Annotated in this window: 14 protein-coding genes and 3 pseudogenes; 9 read left to right on the forward strand and 8 right to left on the reverse strand. The window is 68.0% G+C overall.

The annotated features are described in order from the left end of the window. Nucleotides 1-50: 50 nt before the first annotated feature. From OG223_RS46920 to OG223_RS46930, 3 genes are all read left to right on the forward strand, one after another. On the forward strand, nucleotides 51-1340 hold the full coding sequence (locus tag OG223_RS46920) for an ROK family transcriptional regulator (RefSeq protein WP_329263081.1): 1290 nt from the start codon (nucleotides 51-53) through the stop codon (nucleotides 1338-1340). A 95-nt stretch (nucleotides 1341-1435) separates the two neighbouring features. Further along, complete coding sequence (locus tag OG223_RS46925; RefSeq protein WP_329263083.1) at nucleotides 1436-2263, forward strand: alpha/beta fold hydrolase; 828 nt, start codon at nucleotides 1436-1438, stop codon at nucleotides 2261-2263. Between the two features lie 7 nt (nucleotides 2264-2270). Next, complete coding sequence (locus OG223_RS46930; protein ID WP_329263086.1) at nucleotides 2271-2930, forward strand: M15 family metallopeptidase; 660 nt, start codon at nucleotides 2271-2273, stop codon at nucleotides 2928-2930. Nucleotides 2931-2986: 56 nt separating this feature from the next. Here the strand turns inward: OG223_RS46930 and OG223_RS46935 are convergent, their stop codons facing one another. Continuing rightward, nucleotides 2987-3949 carry an SDR family NAD(P)-dependent oxidoreductase gene (locus tag OG223_RS46935; protein WP_329263089.1) on the reverse strand — a complete coding sequence of 321 codons (963 nt, stop codon included), beginning with the start codon at nucleotides 3947-3949 and terminating at the stop codon, nucleotides 2987-2989. Between the two features lie 193 nt (nucleotides 3950-4142). After that, nucleotides 4143-5165, reverse strand: coding sequence for a PHP domain-containing protein (locus OG223_RS46940; protein ID WP_329263090.1), 1023 nt, complete (start codon nucleotides 5163-5165; stop codon nucleotides 4143-4145). A gap of 80 nt (nucleotides 5166-5245) precedes the next feature. Here OG223_RS46940 and OG223_RS46945 point away from each other — a divergent pair, with 80 nt between their 5' ends. Beyond that, nucleotides 5246-5482, forward strand: a complete 237-nt coding sequence (locus OG223_RS46945) for a hypothetical protein (RefSeq protein ID WP_329263094.1) — start codon at nucleotides 5246-5248, stop codon at nucleotides 5480-5482. An 18-nt stretch (nucleotides 5483-5500) separates the two neighbouring features. Here the strand turns inward: OG223_RS46945 and OG223_RS46950 are convergent, their stop codons facing one another. From OG223_RS46950 to OG223_RS46960, 3 genes are all read right to left on the reverse strand, one after another. After that, nucleotides 5501-6742, reverse strand: coding sequence for a ricin-type beta-trefoil lectin domain protein (locus tag OG223_RS46950; RefSeq protein WP_329263097.1), 1242 nt, complete (start codon nucleotides 6740-6742; stop codon nucleotides 5501-5503). 153 nt (nucleotides 6743-6895) lie between these two features. After that, nucleotides 6896-7492, reverse strand: coding sequence for a VanZ family protein (locus OG223_RS46955; protein ID WP_329263100.1), 597 nt, complete (start codon nucleotides 7490-7492; stop codon nucleotides 6896-6898). Between the two features lie 40 nt (nucleotides 7493-7532). Further along, entirely contained in the window at nucleotides 7533-8195 is a 663-nt protein-coding gene (locus tag OG223_RS46960) for a DUF4230 domain-containing protein (RefSeq protein WP_329263103.1), read from the reverse strand. A 314-nt stretch (nucleotides 8196-8509) separates the two neighbouring features. Between OG223_RS46960 and OG223_RS46965 the strand changes: the two genes are divergently transcribed. The 3 genes and pseudogenes from OG223_RS46965 to OG223_RS46975 all read left to right on the forward strand — a co-directional run. Then, a complete protein-coding gene (locus OG223_RS46965) occupies nucleotides 8510-9463 on the forward strand; it encodes a ribose-phosphate diphosphokinase (RefSeq protein WP_329263106.1) in 954 nt (317 codons plus the stop codon). Nucleotides 9464-9518: 55 nt separating this feature from the next. Then, a pseudogene (tuf, locus tag OG223_RS46970) lies at nucleotides 9519-10514 on the forward strand (elongation factor Tu); the annotation flags it as partial. Nucleotides 10515-11008: 494 nt separating this feature from the next. Beyond that, nucleotides 11009-11872 (forward strand): annotated as a pseudogene (locus OG223_RS46975) (IS701 family transposase); the annotation flags it as partial. A gap of 173 nt (nucleotides 11873-12045) precedes the next feature. Here OG223_RS46975 and OG223_RS46980 read toward each other — a convergent pair. From OG223_RS46980 to OG223_RS46990, 3 genes are all read right to left on the reverse strand, one after another. Next, nucleotides 12046-13023: an ABC transporter ATP-binding protein gene (locus OG223_RS46980; RefSeq protein WP_329263112.1), complete on the reverse strand. Its 978-nt coding sequence runs from the start codon at nucleotides 13021-13023 to the stop codon at nucleotides 12046-12048. Nucleotides 13024-13601: 578 nt separating this feature from the next. Further along, nucleotides 13602-14401 (reverse strand): IS5 family transposase gene (locus OG223_RS46985; RefSeq protein WP_329265839.1). Its coding sequence is split into 2 segments (ribosomal slippage): nucleotides 13602-14063 and nucleotides 14066-14401, totalling 798 coding nucleotides; the frame shifts between segments, so codons are not numbered across the junction. Nucleotides 14402-14830: 429 nt separating this feature from the next. Further along, entirely contained in the window at nucleotides 14831-15223 is a 393-nt protein-coding gene (locus tag OG223_RS46990; RefSeq protein WP_329263115.1) for a hypothetical protein, read from the reverse strand. A gap of 378 nt (nucleotides 15224-15601) precedes the next feature. On the opposite strand from OG223_RS46990, the pseudogene OG223_RS54050 reads away from it, so the two are divergent. Continuing rightward, nucleotides 15602-15733 (forward strand): annotated as a pseudogene (locus OG223_RS54050) (IS5/IS1182 family transposase); the annotation flags it as partial. A gap of 376 nt (nucleotides 15734-16109) precedes the next feature. After that, on the forward strand, nucleotides 16110-17627 hold the full coding sequence (locus OG223_RS47000; protein WP_329263118.1) for an FAD-dependent monooxygenase: 1518 nt from the start codon (nucleotides 16110-16112) through the stop codon (nucleotides 17625-17627). The last annotated feature ends 172 nt before the right edge of the window (nucleotides 17628-17799 follow it).

Here is a 17799-nt window from a genome sequence, read left to right on the forward strand (position 1 = left end):
CCTTAGTTCAGGGCGTGAATTAAGCGGGTGCAGGGTTCGGAGGGAGCCACATGGCGGGGCGGAACGGGCGCACGGTACGCGACCTCAGGCGGGCCAACCGCACGGCCGTGCTGCAACGGCTGTACTTCGACGGACCCCTCAGCCGCTTCGAACTGGGTCCGGCGACCGGGCTCAGCTCCGGCTCGGTGAGCAATGTCGTCGCGGACCTCGTCGCCGACGGTCTGGTCGAGGAGGCCGGCAGCGTCGACTCCGACGGCGGCCGGCCCCGCACCCTGCTCCAGGTCGCCCCGCACAGCGGCCACATGATCGGCGTCGACGTCGGCGAGACCCGGGTCCGCGTCGAGCTGTTCGACCTCACCCTCACCGAACTCGCCCGCGCCGAACGCCCGTTGGAGCAGCAGCGCTACGAGGTCGAGGTCATCGTCGGCCACATCCGCGACGGTATAGCCGAGGTCCTCGCCGCCGCCGACATCGCACCGGAACAGCTCCTCGGCGTCGGCATCGGCGTCCCCGGCATAGTCGAGCACACCCCGGACCACGGCGCCGTCGTGCACGGCCAGACGATCGGCTGGGACGCGGTCCCGCTCGAGGAGCTGCTCCGCTCCACCTCCCAACTCCCCGACGCCGTCCCGTACTTCATCGACAACGGCGCCAAGACCCTCGGCCAGGCCGAGATGTGGTTCGGCGGCGGGCGCGGCGCGCGCAACGCGATCGTCGTCCTCTTCGGCTCCGGCGTCGGCGCGTGCCTGGTGACCCCCGAGGTGGAGCACGGCCGGGCCGTCGAGTGGGGGCATCTGACCGTACGGGTCCGCGGCCGCCGGTGCCGCTGCGGCGCCCTGGGCTGTCTGGAGGCGTACGCGGGCGCCGAGTCGCTGCTGGACCGCTGGCGGGAGCAGGGCGGCCGGCCGCCCGAGGGCACCGACGAGGAGACCGCGATGACCGCGCTGCTGGTCGCCGCCTATCCGCCCGAGGGCACCGAGGCCGACCCCGTCGCGCTCGCCGTCCTGGAGGAGACCGCCGAATACCTCGGCGCCGGTCTGTCCGACCTGATCAACCTCTTCCAGCCCGAGCGCATCCTCATCGGCGGCTGGGCCGGCCTCCAGCTCGGCTCCCGCTTCCTGCCCGCCGTACGCCATCACGCCACCGCCTACGCGCTCCGCCACCCCGCCGGACGCGTGACCATCGAACTGGGCCGCCTCGGCCCCGACGCGGTCACCGTCGGCGCCGCGATCCTCCCCCTCGCCGACTTCTTCGCCCGCGGCGGCCGTCGCGCCGAACCCGAACCCGAGGGCCCACCACCCGCCTGGCGCACGGCACTTGAGGAGCGCGCCCCGCACTGAGGCATGACCTCGGAGGTAATCGACCCCTCCGCGGCTTCCCGGAACCATGAAGGGCGTACCCACTCGCCTCACCACCGGATTCCGGGAGGTTCCCCATGCCGTACTTCGCCAGCCCCGTGGACGCGGCCCGGCTGCACCACATCGACTACGGACCGGCCGACGGGCCCGTGATCGTGTTCGTCAACAGCTCCTACCTCGGCACGGAGATGTGGGAGTTCCAGATGCTGCCCCTGGCCCAAGAGGGCTTCCGCTGCGTCGGGTTCGACCGGCGCGGCCACGGACGGTCCGAGGATGTGTGGGGCGGCTTCGACCTCGACAGCCTCGCCGACGATGTGCACGGACTGCTGGAGGAGTTGGATCTGCGCGAGGTCACGCTCGTCGGCCACTCCTTCGGAACCGCAGAGATCGTGCGCTGCCTGACGCGGCACGGCGACGAGCGCGTCGCCCGCGTGGCGCTCGTCGCGGGCATGGCACCCGGCGCCGTACGCTCCGCGGACCACCCGGGCGGGATCGACCCGCAACTCGTCCGGACCGCCGGTGAGGCCTTCCGGCGGGACCGCGCCGCGTTCTTCGCCGACGGTGCCCACGCCTTCTTCGCCCTCGACCGCCCCGGCAACCAACTCTCCGACGCCTACGTGCAGTCCATGGTCCGAGGCTGCCACGGTTCGACCGCGCGGGCGGGTACCGAGCTCTGGGAAGCGTTCGCCGCTCTGAACGTCGCCCCCGAACTGGCCAAGATCGACCTGCCGGTCCTCGTCGTGCACGGCACCCACGACACCTCCGCTCCCCTCGAACTCACCGGCCGCCGAGCGGCGGAGCTGGCGCCGAACGCCACCCTCAGGGTGTACGAGAACGCCGGCCACGGCCTGTTCGTCACCCACGCCGAGCAACTGAACGCGGATCTGCGCGCGTTCGCGGGATGATCACCCCATGAGCGAGATCATCCTGATGTCCGACGCCCGGGTCGCCGCGGTCCCCGTCGAGGAGTGCGGTGAGCCCCTCGTCGACGTGGGCGACGTCCTGCTGGTCGACGACCGCAAGAACAAGGACTCCGACAGCGGCGCCGAACTCCTCCTGCGCCGGGGCGTGTTGGACCGACTCCTGAAGGCGGAGGCCCTGCTGCCCGACGGCCTGCGCCTGCTGTTCGTCGAGGGCTACCGACCGCCGGTCCTCCAGCGCCGCTACTTCGAGGGCTACGGCGACGAGCTGCGCGCCGCCCACCCGGACTGGTCCGCCGACCGGATCCGGTCCGCCGCCAGCCGCTATGTGTCGCCGCCCGAGATCGCCCCGCACTCCGCGGGCGCGGCCGTCGACCTGACCCTCGCCGACGCCGACGGCCGCGAACTCGATCTGGGCACCCCGATGAACGCCAACCCGGAGCAGAGCGACGGTGCCTGCTACACCGGCGCCGGCAACATCACCGCCGAGGCAAGGACCAACCGCGCCGTGCTGGGCGGGGCGCTCGGTGCGGTCGGCCTGGTCAACTACCCGACGGAGTGGTGGCACTGGTCGTGCGGGGACCGCTACTGGGCGCTGACGACCGGCGCGCCCGCGGCCCTGTACGGGCCGAAGGAGCTCGGCCCCGCGTAAGGCTGCCTGGGTGAGGCTGCGCTCGTGAGGCTGTGGTCGTAAGGCTGTGCCTGGTTCTATCCGGTGAACGCGTTCACACCGGTTAGTTCGGCGGACAGCTTCCACAGACGTGCCGCCTGCTCCGGGTCGGTCGCCCAGGACTTGACGCCGGTGCGCTCGCCGCTGTCGGGGGCGGGCTCGGCGATGTCGCAGTCCTCCAGATAGACGCCGCCCATGCCGTCCAATTGCGGCGAGGTCGCCGCCCACACCTCGGTGGCCGCGCCCTGCTGAGGGGTCTTGAAGCCCTCGGGGTTGAGCACGTTGCCCTGCTCGTCGATCCAGCCGCGCTCCACCATCTCCTCCTTGGGGAGGTGGCGCTGCAGCGGGGTGATGATGCCGCCGGGGTGGAGCGAGAAGGCCCGGACGCCACGGTCGGCGGCGAGCCGGTCGAGGTGGACGGCGAACAGGACGTTCGCGGTCTTCGCCTGGCCGTACGCCTCCCACTTGTCGTAGCCGTGGTTCCACTGGACGTCGTCCCAGCGCATCCCGGAGAAGTGGTGGGCGCGCGAGGACACCGAGACCACGCGGGCGCCGCCCGGCTCGATGGCGGGCCAGAGCCGGTTGACGAGGGCGAAGTGACCGAGGTGGTTGGTGGCGAACTGCGCCTCCCAGCCGGGCCCGACCCGGGTCTCCGGGCAGGCCATGATCCCGGCGTTGTCGATCATGAAGTCGATGCTCCGGCCGGAGGCGAGGAACCGCTCGGCGAAGCCGCGCACGCTCTCCAGGTCGCCGAGGTCCAGCTCGTCCACCTCGACGCCGGGCAGTCCGGCCACGGCCTCCCGGGCGGCATCGGGCCGGCGGGCGGGGACGACCACGCGGGCGCCCGTCTTGGTGAGCGCGCGGGTGGCCTCCAGGCCGAGGCCCGAGTAGCCGCCGGTGACGATCGCGAGCCTGCCGCCGAGGTCGAGGCCCGTCAGGACGTCGTCGGCGGTGCTCTTCTCGCCGAATCCCGAACCGATCTTGTGCTGTGCAGTGGTCATGAAGGAAACGCTACGAATTGAAGTGCGCTCGAAGTCAAGCGGAGCGGTCGCGCGAACCCGGAGACGGAGAAGCCCCGACCGCGACGGGGGAATCACGGCCGGGGCGGCCAGGAGGTGGGCGCACCCACGTTCTGTTCAACGGGGGGCCATCGGCGAGTGTTCCTGGTTAAGCCTCGGTGCGCGGTGATGTGCATCACGCGCCATTGGTCCAGTCCAGTAGCCGGTCCATCGACCAGGTGGTGACCACCCGTTCGGCGGGCACCCCGCATTCTTCCGCCCGCGCGCAGCCCTTGATCTGCCAGTCGAGCTGTCCGGGCGCGTGCGCGTCGGTGTCGATCGAGAACAGCACCCCGGCGTCCGCGGCCTTCCGCAGCAGCCGCCGAGGCGGGTCCAGCCGCTCCGGACGGCTGTTGATCTCCACGGCCGTGCCCGACTCGGCACACGCGGCGAACACCTCGTCCGCGTCGAACACCGACTCCGGCCGCGCGGCACCCCCGTTCCGCCCGATCAGCAGCCGCCCGGTGCAGTGTCCGAGGATGTCCGCGTGCGGATTCCGTACGGCGGCCACCATGCGGCGGGTCATGGCGCGGGCGTCCATGCGCAGCTTGGAGTGCACGGAGACCACCACCACGTCGAGCCGGTCGAGGAGCTCCGGTTCCTGGTCCAGCGAGCCGTCGTCGAGGATGTCGCACTCGATGCCGGTCAGCAGCCGGAACGGCGCCCAGGTCTCGTTCAGCGCCGCCACCGCGTCCACCTGCTCGCGCAGCCGCTCCGGGGACAGCCCGCGAGCCACGGTCAGCCGGGGGGAGTGGTCGGTCAGCACCGCCCACTCATGGCCGAGCAGGGCCGCCGTACGGCCCATCTCCTCGATCGGGCTGCCGCCGTCCGACCAGTCGGAGTGGAGGTGGCAGTCGCCGCGCAGCAGCGCCCGCAGTTCCGCGCCGCCGGGGCCGGACGGCGCCGGGGCCTCGGACTCCAGTTGCTCCAGATAGGCGGGGACCTGCCCGGCCAGGGCCTCGCGGGCCACCTGCGCGGTCTTCGGGCCGATGCCCTTGAGGGACTCCAGCGTCCCGGCCGCCGCGCGTTCGGCGACCTCGCTCCCGGGGAGTGCCGCGAGGACCCTGGCGGCCGTACGGAAGGCGCGTACGCGGTAGGTCGGGGCCAGGGACCGTTCCAGCAGGAAGGCGATCCGGTCCAGTGCCTGCACGGGATCCATCGAGCCTCCTCCCGCGAGGGGCCCCTGGCCAGGAACCTTGGACCGCTCGCGACCGCCGGATGCGTTCTAGGCTCTATTGCATGACCGAAATCGCCAGCCCGCACATCTCGACTCCGCGGATCATGGTGCTCAAGGTGCAGCCGGGCACCCCGCCGTTCCGCATCGTGCAGATCGACGGGGAGATGGTCTGCGAGGCCACGGGGATCATCGACGTCCTGGAGGTCGCGGCCGTGTGCGGCATCACGGTCCGCGACCTGGACGACCCGGACGTGGTCCGCTGGGTCGGCGGGGACAAGTTCACCTGGTTGCCGCACTAGCCCCTACGGACTGTGGACTCAGCCGACCGTCCACTTCTGGTTGGCGCCGCCCGAGCAGGTCCAGATCTGCAGCGGCGTGCCGTTGGCGGAGGTGTTGCCGGTGACGTCCAGGCACTTGTTGGCCTGCGGGTTGACGATGTCGTTCGCCGAGCTGACGGCCCACTGCTGTGCGGCGGAGCCGTTGCAGTCGTAGAGCTGGACCTTGGTGCCGTCCGCGGTGCCGCCGGCGTTCACGTCCAGGCACTTGCCGAGCGCGCGGATCGTGCCGTCGGATCCCACCGTCCACTGCTGTGCGGCCGAGCCGTTGCAGTCGTAGAGCTGTACGGCGGTCCCGTTGGCGGAGTTCGCCCCGTTGACGTCGACGCACTTGCCGGCCAGGCCCTTGATGGCCACGCCGGTGGCCGTGTCACTCGTGGTCACCGAGACCGAGTCGACCAGCAGTTGGGCCGGGAAGGCCGTGGCACTGTTCGGGTCGCCGGGCCAGTCGCCGCCGACCGCGAGGTTGAGGATCAGGAAGAACGGCTTGTTGAACGCCCAGGTGTTGCCGCCGACGTCGGCGGGCGTACGGGTCTGGTAGACGACCCCGTCGACCGACCACTTGATCGAGTTGGGCGCCCAGTCGACGGCGAAGGTGTGGTAGGCGTCCGCGAAGGCCGCGCCGTTCGCCAGCGTGTAGCCGGCGCCGATCCCGTTGGCGCCGGAGTAGCCGGGGCCGTGGATGGTGCCGTGGATCGTGGAGGGCTCGAAGCCGACGTTCTCCATGACGTCGATCTCACCCGAGTTGGGCCAGCCGACCGACCCGATGTCGGTGCCGAGCATCCAGAACGCGGGCCACATGCCCTGCCCGCGCGGGATCTTCATCCGGGCCTCGACATGCCCGTACTGCGCGCTGAACTTCCCGGAGGTGTTCAGCCGCGCCGAGGTGTACTGACAAGTGCCGTACCAACACTGGTAGTTGGCCGGGTTCTCCTTCTTGGCCGTGATCACCAGATGGCCCTGGCCGTCCAGGGCCGCGTTGTTGGTGCCGGACGTGTAGTACTCGCGCTCGTGGTTGTTGACGTTGTCGCCGGTCTCCTGAGTCCACCTGGAGGAGTTGACGGCACTGCCGGCGGCCCCGTCGAAGGTGTCGGAGAACGTGACGGCGTCGGCCTGGGCGTCCGACGTGGAAGCCGCCTGCGCCGGACCGATCGCGGCGGACGCGACCAGTGCGGCGGACAGGGCGGCGAAGAGGCATCTGCGGAGTACGCGTGGGGAGGCCACGGCATTCCCTTCTGTACGGCGGACGTGGGGACCGACACGCCGACTGAGGTGGGGGGTGAAAGCGTCGCCTCTTGATTTAAGGAGTGAGATAAGGAGAGCGTCAATACCTTGGTACGGACCAGTAGTTGAATGTTGCGGGCCAGTAGGTGATCGTTACGAAGCGGCCTTCGGCGCTTTGGGCGCCTTCGCTGCCTTTGATGTCCTTGCTGCCTTCGCGGCGGGCTTCCGGGCGTGCACCGCCCGGCCGAGCCGGCGCCCCAGCAGGACCCAGCCGATCAGCGCGCCCGAGGTGTTGAGGATGACGTCGTCGATGTCGAAGGCCCGCCCGGTGATCAACGCGCCCTGTGCGAACTCCACCAGAAGCATCACGGTCGCCGTCAGCAGCAGCACCTTCAGGATGCCGCGCGCCCGTGGCGCGAACACGGGCACCAGCACCCCGAACGGGATGCCGAGCACCACGTTCCCGCCGATCTGCCTGATGGCGTCCCGCATGGCCGGCTGGTCGAGATAGGCCTTCAGGGAGCGGCCCGGGTGCAGATTGGTGTGCACCAGGGCCTTGGACGCCGGGGAGGGTTCCAGGGTGAGCTTGGCCAGTACGACGGCGAAGCCCACCATGAGCACGAAGCCGATCAGCATCGCGAACAGACGGACGGGGAGGGACAGTTGATGGCGTCCGCGTTCGGGGCGGGTCGGCTTCGACTCGGCCTCCGTCTTCTTGGCGGTGCGCAGGCGCGAGACGGAACGGGCCATGCGGTGGGCCTCCAGTTTTCCAAGGTTCAGCAGCGACAGGTCAGGCGCTGTACGAGATGTTCACGTTCTTGAAGCCGAGCGAGCCGAGGAGACCCTTGAGCATGTTGGTGGTGTTGGTCTCGGCGCGCGTGGTCAGGCCGCTGGTCTTCGCCGCCTCGGCGATGTGCTTGGAGGCGAGCTTCTGCACGGCCTGCTCGCTGTTGGGGTTGTCGGAGAAGATGTCGCCCAGGCGGTCCAGCAGGCCGCGCTGCTTGGAGACCGTGTAGGAGTGGTCCGGGTCGAGTGCCGGCTTGCCGAGTGTCGCGTGCGGCAGCTTGATGCTTGCCGACGTGCGGTCGCTGTTGACCGTCACGTCCTGCTTGCCGAGCTTGCCCAGGTCGACATAGCCCTCCACGGTGCCCGCGCCGACGTACAGCGTGCGGGTGCCGCGGATCGCGTCGGGCAGGAGCTTGGCGTCCTTCTCCAGGTCCACCACGACCTGGAAGTTGCCGGAGGCCGCGTCGTAACGGCTCATGTCCTGAATGGACTTGAGCAGAGCCGGACCCGAACGGTCATGGGTCTCGGTGCCGAAGATGTCCCGCAGTCCCGGGATCACGGCAAGCCGGAGCCCGGCGAACAGCACGGCGATCACGACGACGACGGCGGTGAGCACCTTCGCCCAGACCGGCATGCGCCGGTTTATACGGCTGATGGAAGTCGTCATGGGGACGGCCCTCCCTTCCTCGGTATGCGCATGCCCCCCAAATCCCCTGTCAGACCCGACCTGTTGGTCGAACGGTCCGTCTGACGGGGGCACGGAGGGCGCACAGGGGTGAAAAGTCACTGTTCCGGCCCGCCGGGAGCACCGGTGGACCGCAGACAACATTTCCCGGCGGCGTCGTCCCATGCGTCTCGTGACCTTTCCGGAGCACGGTCCGCTCCATGTCGTGACACGTGCGGGAGCGGGCGGTACGGAACCCGTTCTCGCGGGTCAGTAGCATGAGGCACGGCCGGGAATGATCATGCGAGGAGCAGATCGTGCGAGACATCGCCGTGTTCAGCGGGAATGCCCATCCCGAGTTGGCGAAGGAGGTCTGCGCGCATCTCGGTGTACCGCTCAGCCCGACCCGGGTCAGCCGGTTCGCCAACGACTGTCTGGAGGTACAGCTCCAGGCCAACTGCCGGGAACGGGACGTCTTCCTGATCCAGCCGCTCGTCAAACCGGTTCAGGAGAACCTGGTGGAGCTGCTGTTGATGTGCGACGCGGCGCGCGGCGCCTCCGCCGGGCGGATCACCGTCGTCATGCCCCACTACTCCTACGCCCGCTCCGACAAGAAGGACGCCCCGCGCATCTCGCTCGGCGGCCGGCTGGTCGCCGACCTGATGGTGGCGGCGGGCGCGAGCCGCGTCCTGGCCATGACCCTGCACTCGCCACAGGTGCACGGCTTCTTCTCGGTGCCGGTCGACCATCTGCACGCACTGCGCGAACTCGCCGCGCACTTCCGGCAGTACGACCTCTCCCGCACCACCGTCGTCTCCCCGGACCTCGGCAACGCCAAGGAGGCCGCCGCGTTCGCGCGACTGATCGGCGCCCAGGTCGCGGCCGGCGCCAAGCAGCGGTACGCGGACGACCGGGTGGTCATCAGTTCCGTCATCGGTGAGATCGCCGACCGGGACGTCATCGTCCTGGACGACGAGATCGCCAAGGGCAGCACCGTGCTCGAACTCCTGGACCGGCTGCGGGAGTTGGGGCCGCGCTCGATCCGAGTGGCGTGCACGCACGGCCTGTTCGCGTCCGGCGCGCTGAAGCGGATCGGGGAGCAGCCCGACGTACTGGAGATCGTCTGCACCAACACCGTGCCGGTGCCCGAGGAGGAGCGCACCGAGAAGCTGCGCATCCTGTCCATCGCCCCGGCGCTCGCCGAGGCCGTGCGTCGCATTCACAACGGTGAGTCCGTCAGCGCCCTGTTCGACGCGCCGCCGAACGAATAGACATGAAGAGACGGAGCAACGCTCGGCAGCACCGAGGTGATCAGGAGGACTCGCCGTGGCGAAGGCGAAGTTCGAGCGGACCAAACCCCATGTGAACGTCGGCACCATCGGGCACATCGACCACGGCAAGACCACTCTCACAGCGGCCATCACGAAGGTGCTGCACGACCGGTTCCCCGACCTCAACCCCTTCACGCCGTTCGACCAGATCGACAAGGCGCCCGAGGAGCGGCAGCGCGGCATCACGATCTCGATCGCCCATGTCGAGTACCAGACCGAACGCCGGCACTACGCGCACGTCGACTGCCCGGGACACGCCGACTACATCAAGAACATGATCACCGGCGCCGCCCAGATGGACGGCGCGATCCTGGTCGTCGCGGCCACCGACGGACCCATGCCGCAGACCAAGGAACACGTGCTGCTGGCCCGGCAGGTCGGCGTGCCGTACATCGTCGTCGCCCTCAACAAGACGGACATGGTCGACGACGAGGAGATCCTGGAACTGGTCGAGCTGGAGGTGCGGGAGCTGCTCACCGAGTACGAGTTCCCCGGCGACGACCTCCCGGTGGTCAAGGTGTCCGCGCTGAAGGCCCTCGAAGGGGACCCGGAGTGGACCGCCTCGGTGCTCGAACTCCTCGACGCCGTCGACGAGTTCGTGCCCCAGCCGGTACGGGACGTGGACCGGCCGTTCCTGCTGCCGATCGAGGACGTCTTCACCATCACCGGCCGCGGCACGGTCGTCACCGGCCGCATCGAGCGCGGGGTGCTGAAGGTCAACCACGAGGTCGAGATCATCGGCATCCACGAGCAGAAGACCAAGACGACCGTCACCGGCATCGAGATGTTCCGCAAACTCCTCGACGAGGGCCGGGCCGGAGAGAACGTCGGACTGCTGCTGCGCGGGGTCAAGCGCGAGGACGTGGAGCGCGGGCAGGTCGTCATCAAGCCCGGATCGGTCACCCCGCACGTCGAGTTCGAGGCCCGCGCCTACATCCTGTCCAAGGACGAGGGCGGCCGCCACACGCCCTTCTTCCACAACTACCGCCCGGTATAGCCTGAATCGTCTGCCGCTCTTTATTTCCGCAGGTCAGAGGGCATGTGTTCTCGCTGAACGAACTGTCCGGGTCGAATCGGGGGCGAATTCGGGCTGCAAGTATTGTCTTCCCTGCCCACTGAGCGTGCGACATATTTGGCATTCCGGGCGTCAAGTGCGGTCCGGTGTCGATCGGTAGGGGACATCCCGGCACCGGCTGCATGCGGAAGTACATGTACGCGGTGTCCTCTTGCTGACCTGCTCTGGCTGAACTTGAGCACCGATGGCGCCTCCTCTAGCGAGCCGTGCCCGTGCCGGCGGCGTCCCGTCCGGTGGTGCAGTCGATCAAGTGCGCGGAATGTGCAGGTCATTGCCCGCATCGACGCGGCTCGGGGCCGCCGATGGAGCTGACTGCGGATCCTGTTCCAGCATCACACCGAGTTTGCGGCCGACGTCACCGACTTCCTCAGATGAGCAACAACGACAACAACGCCATCCGATCTCACTCAGGCCTGGAGAACTGCCAGATCGGCGTGTTCGCCGCCTACGCCACCACACGCGGACGCGCCCTGGTGGACCGGGAGTTGTATCTGCCCAAGTCCTGGACCGACGACCGCTGCCGCGCGGCCCACATCCCCGACGAGCGGCCCTTCGCCACCAAGCCCGACCTGGCCAAGACCATGGTGCTGCGCGCGATCGCCTCACCGCTGTCGATCGCCTGGGTGACCGCAGATGCGGCCTACGGCCAGGAGTGGCGGCTGCGCCGCATGCTGGAGGAGACCGGCCTGGGATATGTGCTCGCGGTCCCCAAGTCCCAGCAGGTGCCGCACTTCGGCCGCATCGATCATCTCTTCTCCCAGGCCCCCGACGAAGCCTGGGAGCAACGTTCGTGCGGTGACGGCGCAAAGGGCCCTCGGGTCTACCACTGGGCCGCCCTGCAGATCACATCCATCGAGGACTTCGACGGCGAGATGCCCACCCACCAGCGGTGGGCACTGGCACGCCGCAGCATCAGCAAGCCCGATCAGATCGCCTACTACCTCGCCCACGCACCGCTCGGCACCACGGTCGAACACCTCGTACGCGTCGCCGGGATGCGATGGGCCATCGAGGAAGCCTTCCAGGCCGCGAAGAACGAATGCGGCCTCGACCAGTATGAAGTCCGCCGCTACACCGGCTGGATGCGACACATCACCCTGGCCATGCTCGCGCACGCCTTTCTGGCCGTCATGGCCGCCGACGCCGCGGCAAAAGGGGCAGCAGAAACGGTTCCTGCCTCGCACCCCTCACCGTGGCAGAAGTTCGGCGGCTCCTGGCAACTGGCCACTCATCCCTCGGCGTTCACCAACACCTCACCAGTGCACGCGCCCTGAGATGGTCACACTGGCGCAGGCGACGTCAAGCCGTCGCCCGCCGTTGCACTGTCAGCGGCCGCTGCACACGATCGAGGGGCGGCCCGGGAAAGAGGACACGGACCGTCAACCGGCCCACTACACTCACCCAAACCGCCCCTGAGCAGGGAAAACGTCAAAGTGCTGCTGGAGTATTAGGTGCTCATTGGACGGTCTCTTTGAACCGGTTGCGTATGCCGGTGCCCGCCGGTCAGGACAAAGAAAACATCGTCGAGGTCGGGGGTGTGCACGGTCAGCTCATCCGCCTCGACGCCGGCGGCGTTCACCCAGTCGAGGATGGCCCGTAGTTCGCGCTGGCTGCCGCCGCTGGGGATCCGCAGCGCCAGTGCCCCGTCGTCCCGGGTCGCTTCTCGCAGGGCGACGGCGGCGGATTGGTAGACGTTCGGGTGGGTGAAGCGGAGTCGGACGTGTCCGCCGGGGATGAGTCGCTTGAGTTCGTCGGCGCTGCCCTCGGCAACGAGCTTGCCATCGTTCAACACCGCGATGTGGTCGGCGAGTTGGTCTGCCTCGTCCAGGTACTGAGTGGTGAGGAAGACGGTCGTACCGCTCGTGACGAGTTCGCGGATGATCTGCCACATGGTGTGGCGGCTGCGGGGGTCGAGGCCGGTGGTCGGTTCGTCGAGGAAGATGATCCGTGGGTTGCCGACCAGGGTCATGGCGAGGTCGAGGCGGCGCTTCATGCCGCCGGAGTAGGTGGAGGCGGGCTTCTTGGCGGCTTCGGTGAGGTCGAAGCGTTCCAGGAGTTCGGCGGCGGTACGGCGGCCTTCCTCCTTGGAGAGGTGGTGCAGGTCCGCCATGAGGAGCATGTTCTCTTCGCCGGTGATCAGGCCGTCGACGGCGGAGAACTGCCCGGTGACACCGATCGCGGCCCGTACGGCCTGCGCGTCGGTGGCCAGGTCGTGACCGCCGACCCGCAGCTCGCCGGCGTCGGCGGTGACGAGCGTGGAGAGGATCTTGACGGCGGTGGTCTTGCCGGCGCCGTTGGGGCCGAGCAGGGAAAAGATGGTGCCGGCCGGGACGGCCAGGTCGATGCCGTCGAGGACCGTCTTGTCCCCAAAAGCCTTGCGCAGCCCGGTGGCTGAGATCGCGAGTTCCTCGGTCGTTGTCGTCATCCCGCAGAGCGTGCGGCAAGGCGCATTCAGCTCGGTTTCACCATGGTTTCAGCGCCCTAGAACTGGGCTTCGGAGGGCAATTCCTCGTTGCTTCCCTGCTGTTGCGTCTCAGGACGGCCGTCGCCTCGTTGGCGTCTTCGACGAATATGCAGAAGCTATCCTCGCCACTGACCCGTCTGCTGCGTCTGCGCTCTGGCGCAGTCTCGCGGCCACGCAGCAGTAACCTTGACACATGTGCGGGCAGGGACAGCTTGGCGGACAATACAAGGCCGCAGATATTTAGCCCGGTCAGTGCTGGCGTCGTGGGCTTGAGTGGCATCGGCCAAGGCCAGGGCGGTGCTTCGTGGATCAGCCGTCGGCGGACTCCGTAGTGGCGGAGAAGGTCTCTGACGAACACTCAAACTCAGAGATCAAGCCCCAGGGAGCCAGGGCACCCGTTCTGCCGGGCCTGGACGTCGTTCATCGCTACGGGGGTGGCCGGCATTGTTGGCAGGGTTGCTGCCAGACGAGGCCACATTGAACCGCCTCAGGGTCGTCGGAGACTTCGGATTGTTCTGAGAGGGTGTTAAGAAGTCATCTCATTTGGTGAGTCTGCGGTAGCAGATGAGGGTGCAGGCGATGCTGGTGAAGGCCAGGAAGTGCTCGGCCTTGCGCTCGTAGCGGCGGTGCAATCGGCGGCATCCAGCGAGCCAGGACATCGTGCGTTCTATGGTCCAATGGTGGCGGCCCAGACGGGTCGAGGAGTCAATGCCTCTGCGGGCGATGCGGTGCCGGATCCCTCGGCTGGATAACCATCGCCGCAGGTGGTTGTAGTCATAGCCCTTGTCCGCGTGGAGTTTGCGGGGCCTGCGCCGCCGGGGTCCCCGGCGGGATCGGATCGGCGGTATGCCCTGCGCCAAGGGGATCAGTGCCTGGCTGTCGTGCGTGTTGGCGCCCGAGATGCCGATGGACAGGGGCAGTCCGGTGCGCTCCGTGATCAAGTGGATCTTTGACCCGTACTTACCCCGGTCTACAGGATTCGGACCTGTCAGTTCCCCTTTTTCAGGGCCCGCATGTTCACCGAGTCGATCGCGCACCGCGACCAGTCCAACTCGCCACGGGAGCCGAGTTCGTCGAGCACCAGACGGTGGAGTCTGGCCCACACCCGGGCCTTCGACCACTCGGTGAAACGCCGGTGAGCCGTCGCGCCGGACGGCCCGAACGACGCGGTCGGCAACTGCTGCCACGTGCAGCCCGAGGTCGCCACGAAGACGATTGCGGCCAGCACTTCGCGGTCACCGTGCCGGCGTCGGCCCCCACCCTGGGGCCGCGAGGGCGCATCCGGCACCACCCGCTGGAACAGTTCCCACAACTCATCCGGCACCAGCCGCTCAACGATCCTCGCCACGACTGCCAGCTTACCCAACCAAATGAGATGACTTCTAAGTCCCTGCCCCCTCGGTTCGTGATCTCTCGTCCGCGGTACTGAGCGGCACACGCCGGCCGTTCGGCATGTATGTGCCGGGGTTCGAGGCGTGGCGTGAGCACCGCATCCGAGCGACTTATCGGACGAGCAGTGGGTGCTGAACGAGCCGATGATCACGACCTGGAAACAGGATCGCGTGAGCCGGTCGGCGACAGGATCCCCCGGGACCTGTGCTCTCAGGAGGTCGTGAAACGCGATCTTCTACCAGAACTGGATGGGTTGTCATCGGCGCGAGCTGTCCTATGGTCTGCTAGCCGGGTCGGCGATAGCAGATCAGAGTGCAGGCGACGGCGACGAAGGCAAGGAAGTGTTCCGACTCGCGTTCGTACCCTGGTCAGACCATCAGCGGGTACAGGCCTTGGTGATCTCTCCGGTCGCGCTGATGGCAGGTGAGAGGTTGGGGGTCTTGTCGCCGTTGTCCACGGACTCCTTCACGTTGTCCAAGGCTTTCTCCATATCGTCGATGGCTTTGAGTACGTCCTTGTCATGGTGCTGGGCACGGATGTCGTCAAGATTTTTCCTGATCCTCTCGATCGACTTGTCGGCATTCTCCGGATACAGGACTGCGTCCTTTACGGCTACTCCGAGAGTGCCGACGCTTTCAGACAATGCATCGGCGGCCCGTGCGCAGCCCACGGCATCATCCGGGCCACATGCAACAAGACCAAGCATCGCTGGGGCGCTGATCAGAGCGGCGCTGATGGCGATGAAGGTGCGGTGCCTACGCACGACCATGAGAGGTTCCTCTCGGATGCAGTGGATGAACGCACGGAAGACCTGGCTCTCGCACTCCTGAGAACGCGGGCTACCACTCCCAAGGTTGCCTGCGTCTTCCCAACTCCGCTGTGTCAGCCAGAACTTGGCCGATTCTCACGTGACCGTGCCCGGTGTGCCAAAGTGGATCCCGGCGTCCGGTGCTGGAATTCCGGCATGCCCACCGACTCACGCTCCATTCGAAGGTGTGTCCGCCACGTTCCTCCACGAGCGCTCCGAACGGTCTTCGCCCACGCTCCAAATCCCAGCATTCACATGCAGGACTGACGGCCCGTAGGGTTATCTTTACGATCAATGATCGATCGGTGAGCCTTTTCCGAGTTGGCGGTGCTGACGGTCGGACGGCTGCTCCGGACCTCGCCGGCTCTGCCCGGCTCGACTCACGACCTGACCGCCGCACGACAGCACGGGATCATCAAAGGCCTCGCTGATGCGGGACTCAAATGCAGGGCGAACGAGTCATATCAAGGCGGCGACGACCCGGGACCTGTCCCGGTGGGCCTCTCACATGGCACGGCTGCCGAGCTCAGCTGGCCAGTTGGTCTTTCCATGGCAGGCCCGTCGAGGTCGATGTCGTTCAGCAACCGCAGCGATGTCCGCGCAATGACCCCAGAGTTGATTTTCACCCGCCTTGCCACCTCTCACTTGGCACCCTGACACATGCTGAAGGTCCTCTGACGGTGTCAGGGGATGTAGGACTGTCCCGCCGGCGGGACAGTCCTGCAGGCAAGCTCGCTGTGAACTGCCCGTCCTGGCACTGGCGTTGTCTTGACCGGCTGATCCGCTTCCGTGAACGTGGAGGTGATTCAACGACGTCAGAGGCGCAGTTGACCGAGGGGGAAACGACGTGGGACACGCCGGCATGGACGCGGACGTGGTGATCGCCGGCGCCGGGCCGACGGGCTTGATGCTCGCCTGTGAGCTGCGGCTGGCGGGTGTCGACGTGATGGTGGTCGAGCGGCTCGCAGAGCGGACCGGCGAGTCGCGAGCCGGCGGGATACATTCCCGCACCCTGGAGGTACTGGATCAGCGAGGGGTCCTGGACCGTTTCCTGGCGGTCGGCGAACTGACGCCGGTGGCTCACTTCTCCGGGCTCTGGCTGGATCTCGACGGATTCGAGTCCAGATACCCCCACCCACTGATGCTCCCTCAGTCCGCTATCGAGCGGCTGTTGGAGGAGTGGGCCGCCGAACTCGGTGTGCGCGTGCGCTGGTCGTCCGAGGTGAGTGGGATCCGCCAGGACGAGGCCGTCGTAGAGGTCGAACTGCGTACGGCGGAGGCGGCGCCTGCGACGCTGCGCGCCCATTACCTCGTGGGCTGTGACGGAGGGCGCAGCACGGTGCGCAAGCTGTCAGGCATCGACTTCCCCGGTACTCCGGCGACGATGACCGCGCTGCTCGGCGACGTCGAACTCCCCGATCTGCCCGAGGAGTACATCTTCATGCGGCGCTGTACGGGTGGCCACTTCTCGGCGATCGCCTTGGAGCCGGGCTGGCACCGGGTGTTCACATCCGAGTACGACCACGTCGCGGATCGCGACGAACCCGCGACGTTCGAGCAGCTCCGGGAATCGCTGGTCAGGCTCGCGGGCACGGACTTCGGCATGCACAACCCCAAGTGGATCTCACGGTTCGGCGACGCCGCACGGCAGGCTTCCCGGTACCGGGAAGGCCGAGTGCTGCTTGCGGGCGATGCGGCCCACATCCACTACCCGGCCGGCGGGCAAGGGCTGAACGTGGGAGTGCAGGACGCGGTCAACCTTGGCTGGAAGCTCGCCCTGGTGGTGCGTGGCCAGGCGTCGGAGAGCCTGCTGGACAGTTACCACGTCGAGCGCCACCCCGTCGCGGAGCGCGTTCTGCACAACACCCGGGCACAGGCGGCTCTGGTCCGCCCCGGCGCTGAGACGGACGCGCTGCGCGATGTGTTCGGCTCGCTCCTTGAGTTCGACGATGTCAACCAGTTTCTGGGCGGCATGATCACCGGACTGCACATCCGGTACCCGGCCGACGGCGACCATCCGCTGGTGGGCCGTCGAGTCCCCGACGTCGATCTCAAGACGTCTGACGGCGACACGTGGGTCTACGAGCTGCTGCACGCTGCCCGTCCCGTGCTGCTCGACCTGCGCGGCAGCGCCGAAGCGGCGGCGGTCACTGACGGCTGGGCCGATCGCGTCGACCTCGTGGAGGCGCGGAGCGAAGACGACAGCTGGCCCGTCCCTGTCGTCGGGGAGATCCCCCCTCCCGCCGCGCTCCTCATCCGCCCCGACGGCCATGTCGCCTGGGCGACCGCCGTCGGCGACGCACCCGACATCTCAGCGCTCCGGACCGCCCTCGCGACATGGTTCGGCCCCGCCCAGGAGAGGTGAGGGATCGCCTGAACTGACGGGTTCACGATGCCGGCGGAGATGCTGTGCTCGTCTCGGTGCCCGGAGCGTGCCCCAGTGGACGAGGCGGGTCCCAGTGGGCTGGAAGCTGTCCGGCGTGGCCGTTCCCTCGGGCCGCCCGGTCCTGGACCGGCTCAGCCTCTTCGACTCCTGA

It is taken from the genome of Streptomyces sp. NBC_01478 (assembly GCF_036227225.1).
Lineage (GTDB): Bacteria > Actinomycetota > Actinomycetes > Streptomycetales > Streptomycetaceae > Streptomyces.

What these genes read in the sequence shown, in the direction of transcription:
- OG223_RS46920 (WP_329263081.1), top strand. Translation starts at nt 51, where the DNA reads ATGGCGGGGCGGAACGGGCGCACGGTACGCGACCTCAGGCGGGCCAAC.
- OG223_RS46925 (WP_329263083.1), top strand. Translation starts at nt 1,436, where the DNA reads ATGCCGTACTTCGCCAGCCCCGTGGACGCGGCCCGGCTGCACCACATC.
- OG223_RS46930 (WP_329263086.1), top strand. Translation starts at nt 2,271, where the DNA reads ATGAGCGAGATCATCCTGATGTCCGACGCCCGGGTCGCCGCGGTCCCC.
- OG223_RS46935 (WP_329263089.1), bottom strand. Translation starts at nt 3,949, where the DNA reads ATGACCACTGCACAGCACAAGATCGGTTCGGGATTCGGCGAGAAGAGC.
- OG223_RS46940 (WP_329263090.1), bottom strand. Translation starts at nt 5,165, where the DNA reads ATGGATCCCGTGCAGGCACTGGACCGGATCGCCTTCCTGCTGGAACGG.
- OG223_RS46945 (WP_329263094.1), top strand. Translation starts at nt 5,246, where the DNA reads ATGACCGAAATCGCCAGCCCGCACATCTCGACTCCGCGGATCATGGTG.
- OG223_RS46955 (WP_329263100.1), bottom strand. Translation starts at nt 7,492, where the DNA reads ATGGCCCGTTCCGTCTCGCGCCTGCGCACCGCCAAGAAGACGGAGGCC.
- OG223_RS46960 (WP_329263103.1), bottom strand. Translation starts at nt 8,195, where the DNA reads ATGACGACTTCCATCAGCCGTATAAACCGGCGCATGCCGGTCTGGGCG.
- OG223_RS46980 (WP_329263112.1), bottom strand. Translation starts at nt 13,023, where the DNA reads ATGACGACAACGACCGAGGAACTCGCGATCTCAGCCACCGGGCTGCGC.
- OG223_RS46990 (WP_329263115.1), bottom strand. Translation starts at nt 15,223, where the DNA reads ATGGTCGTGCGTAGGCACCGCACCTTCATCGCCATCAGCGCCGCTCTG.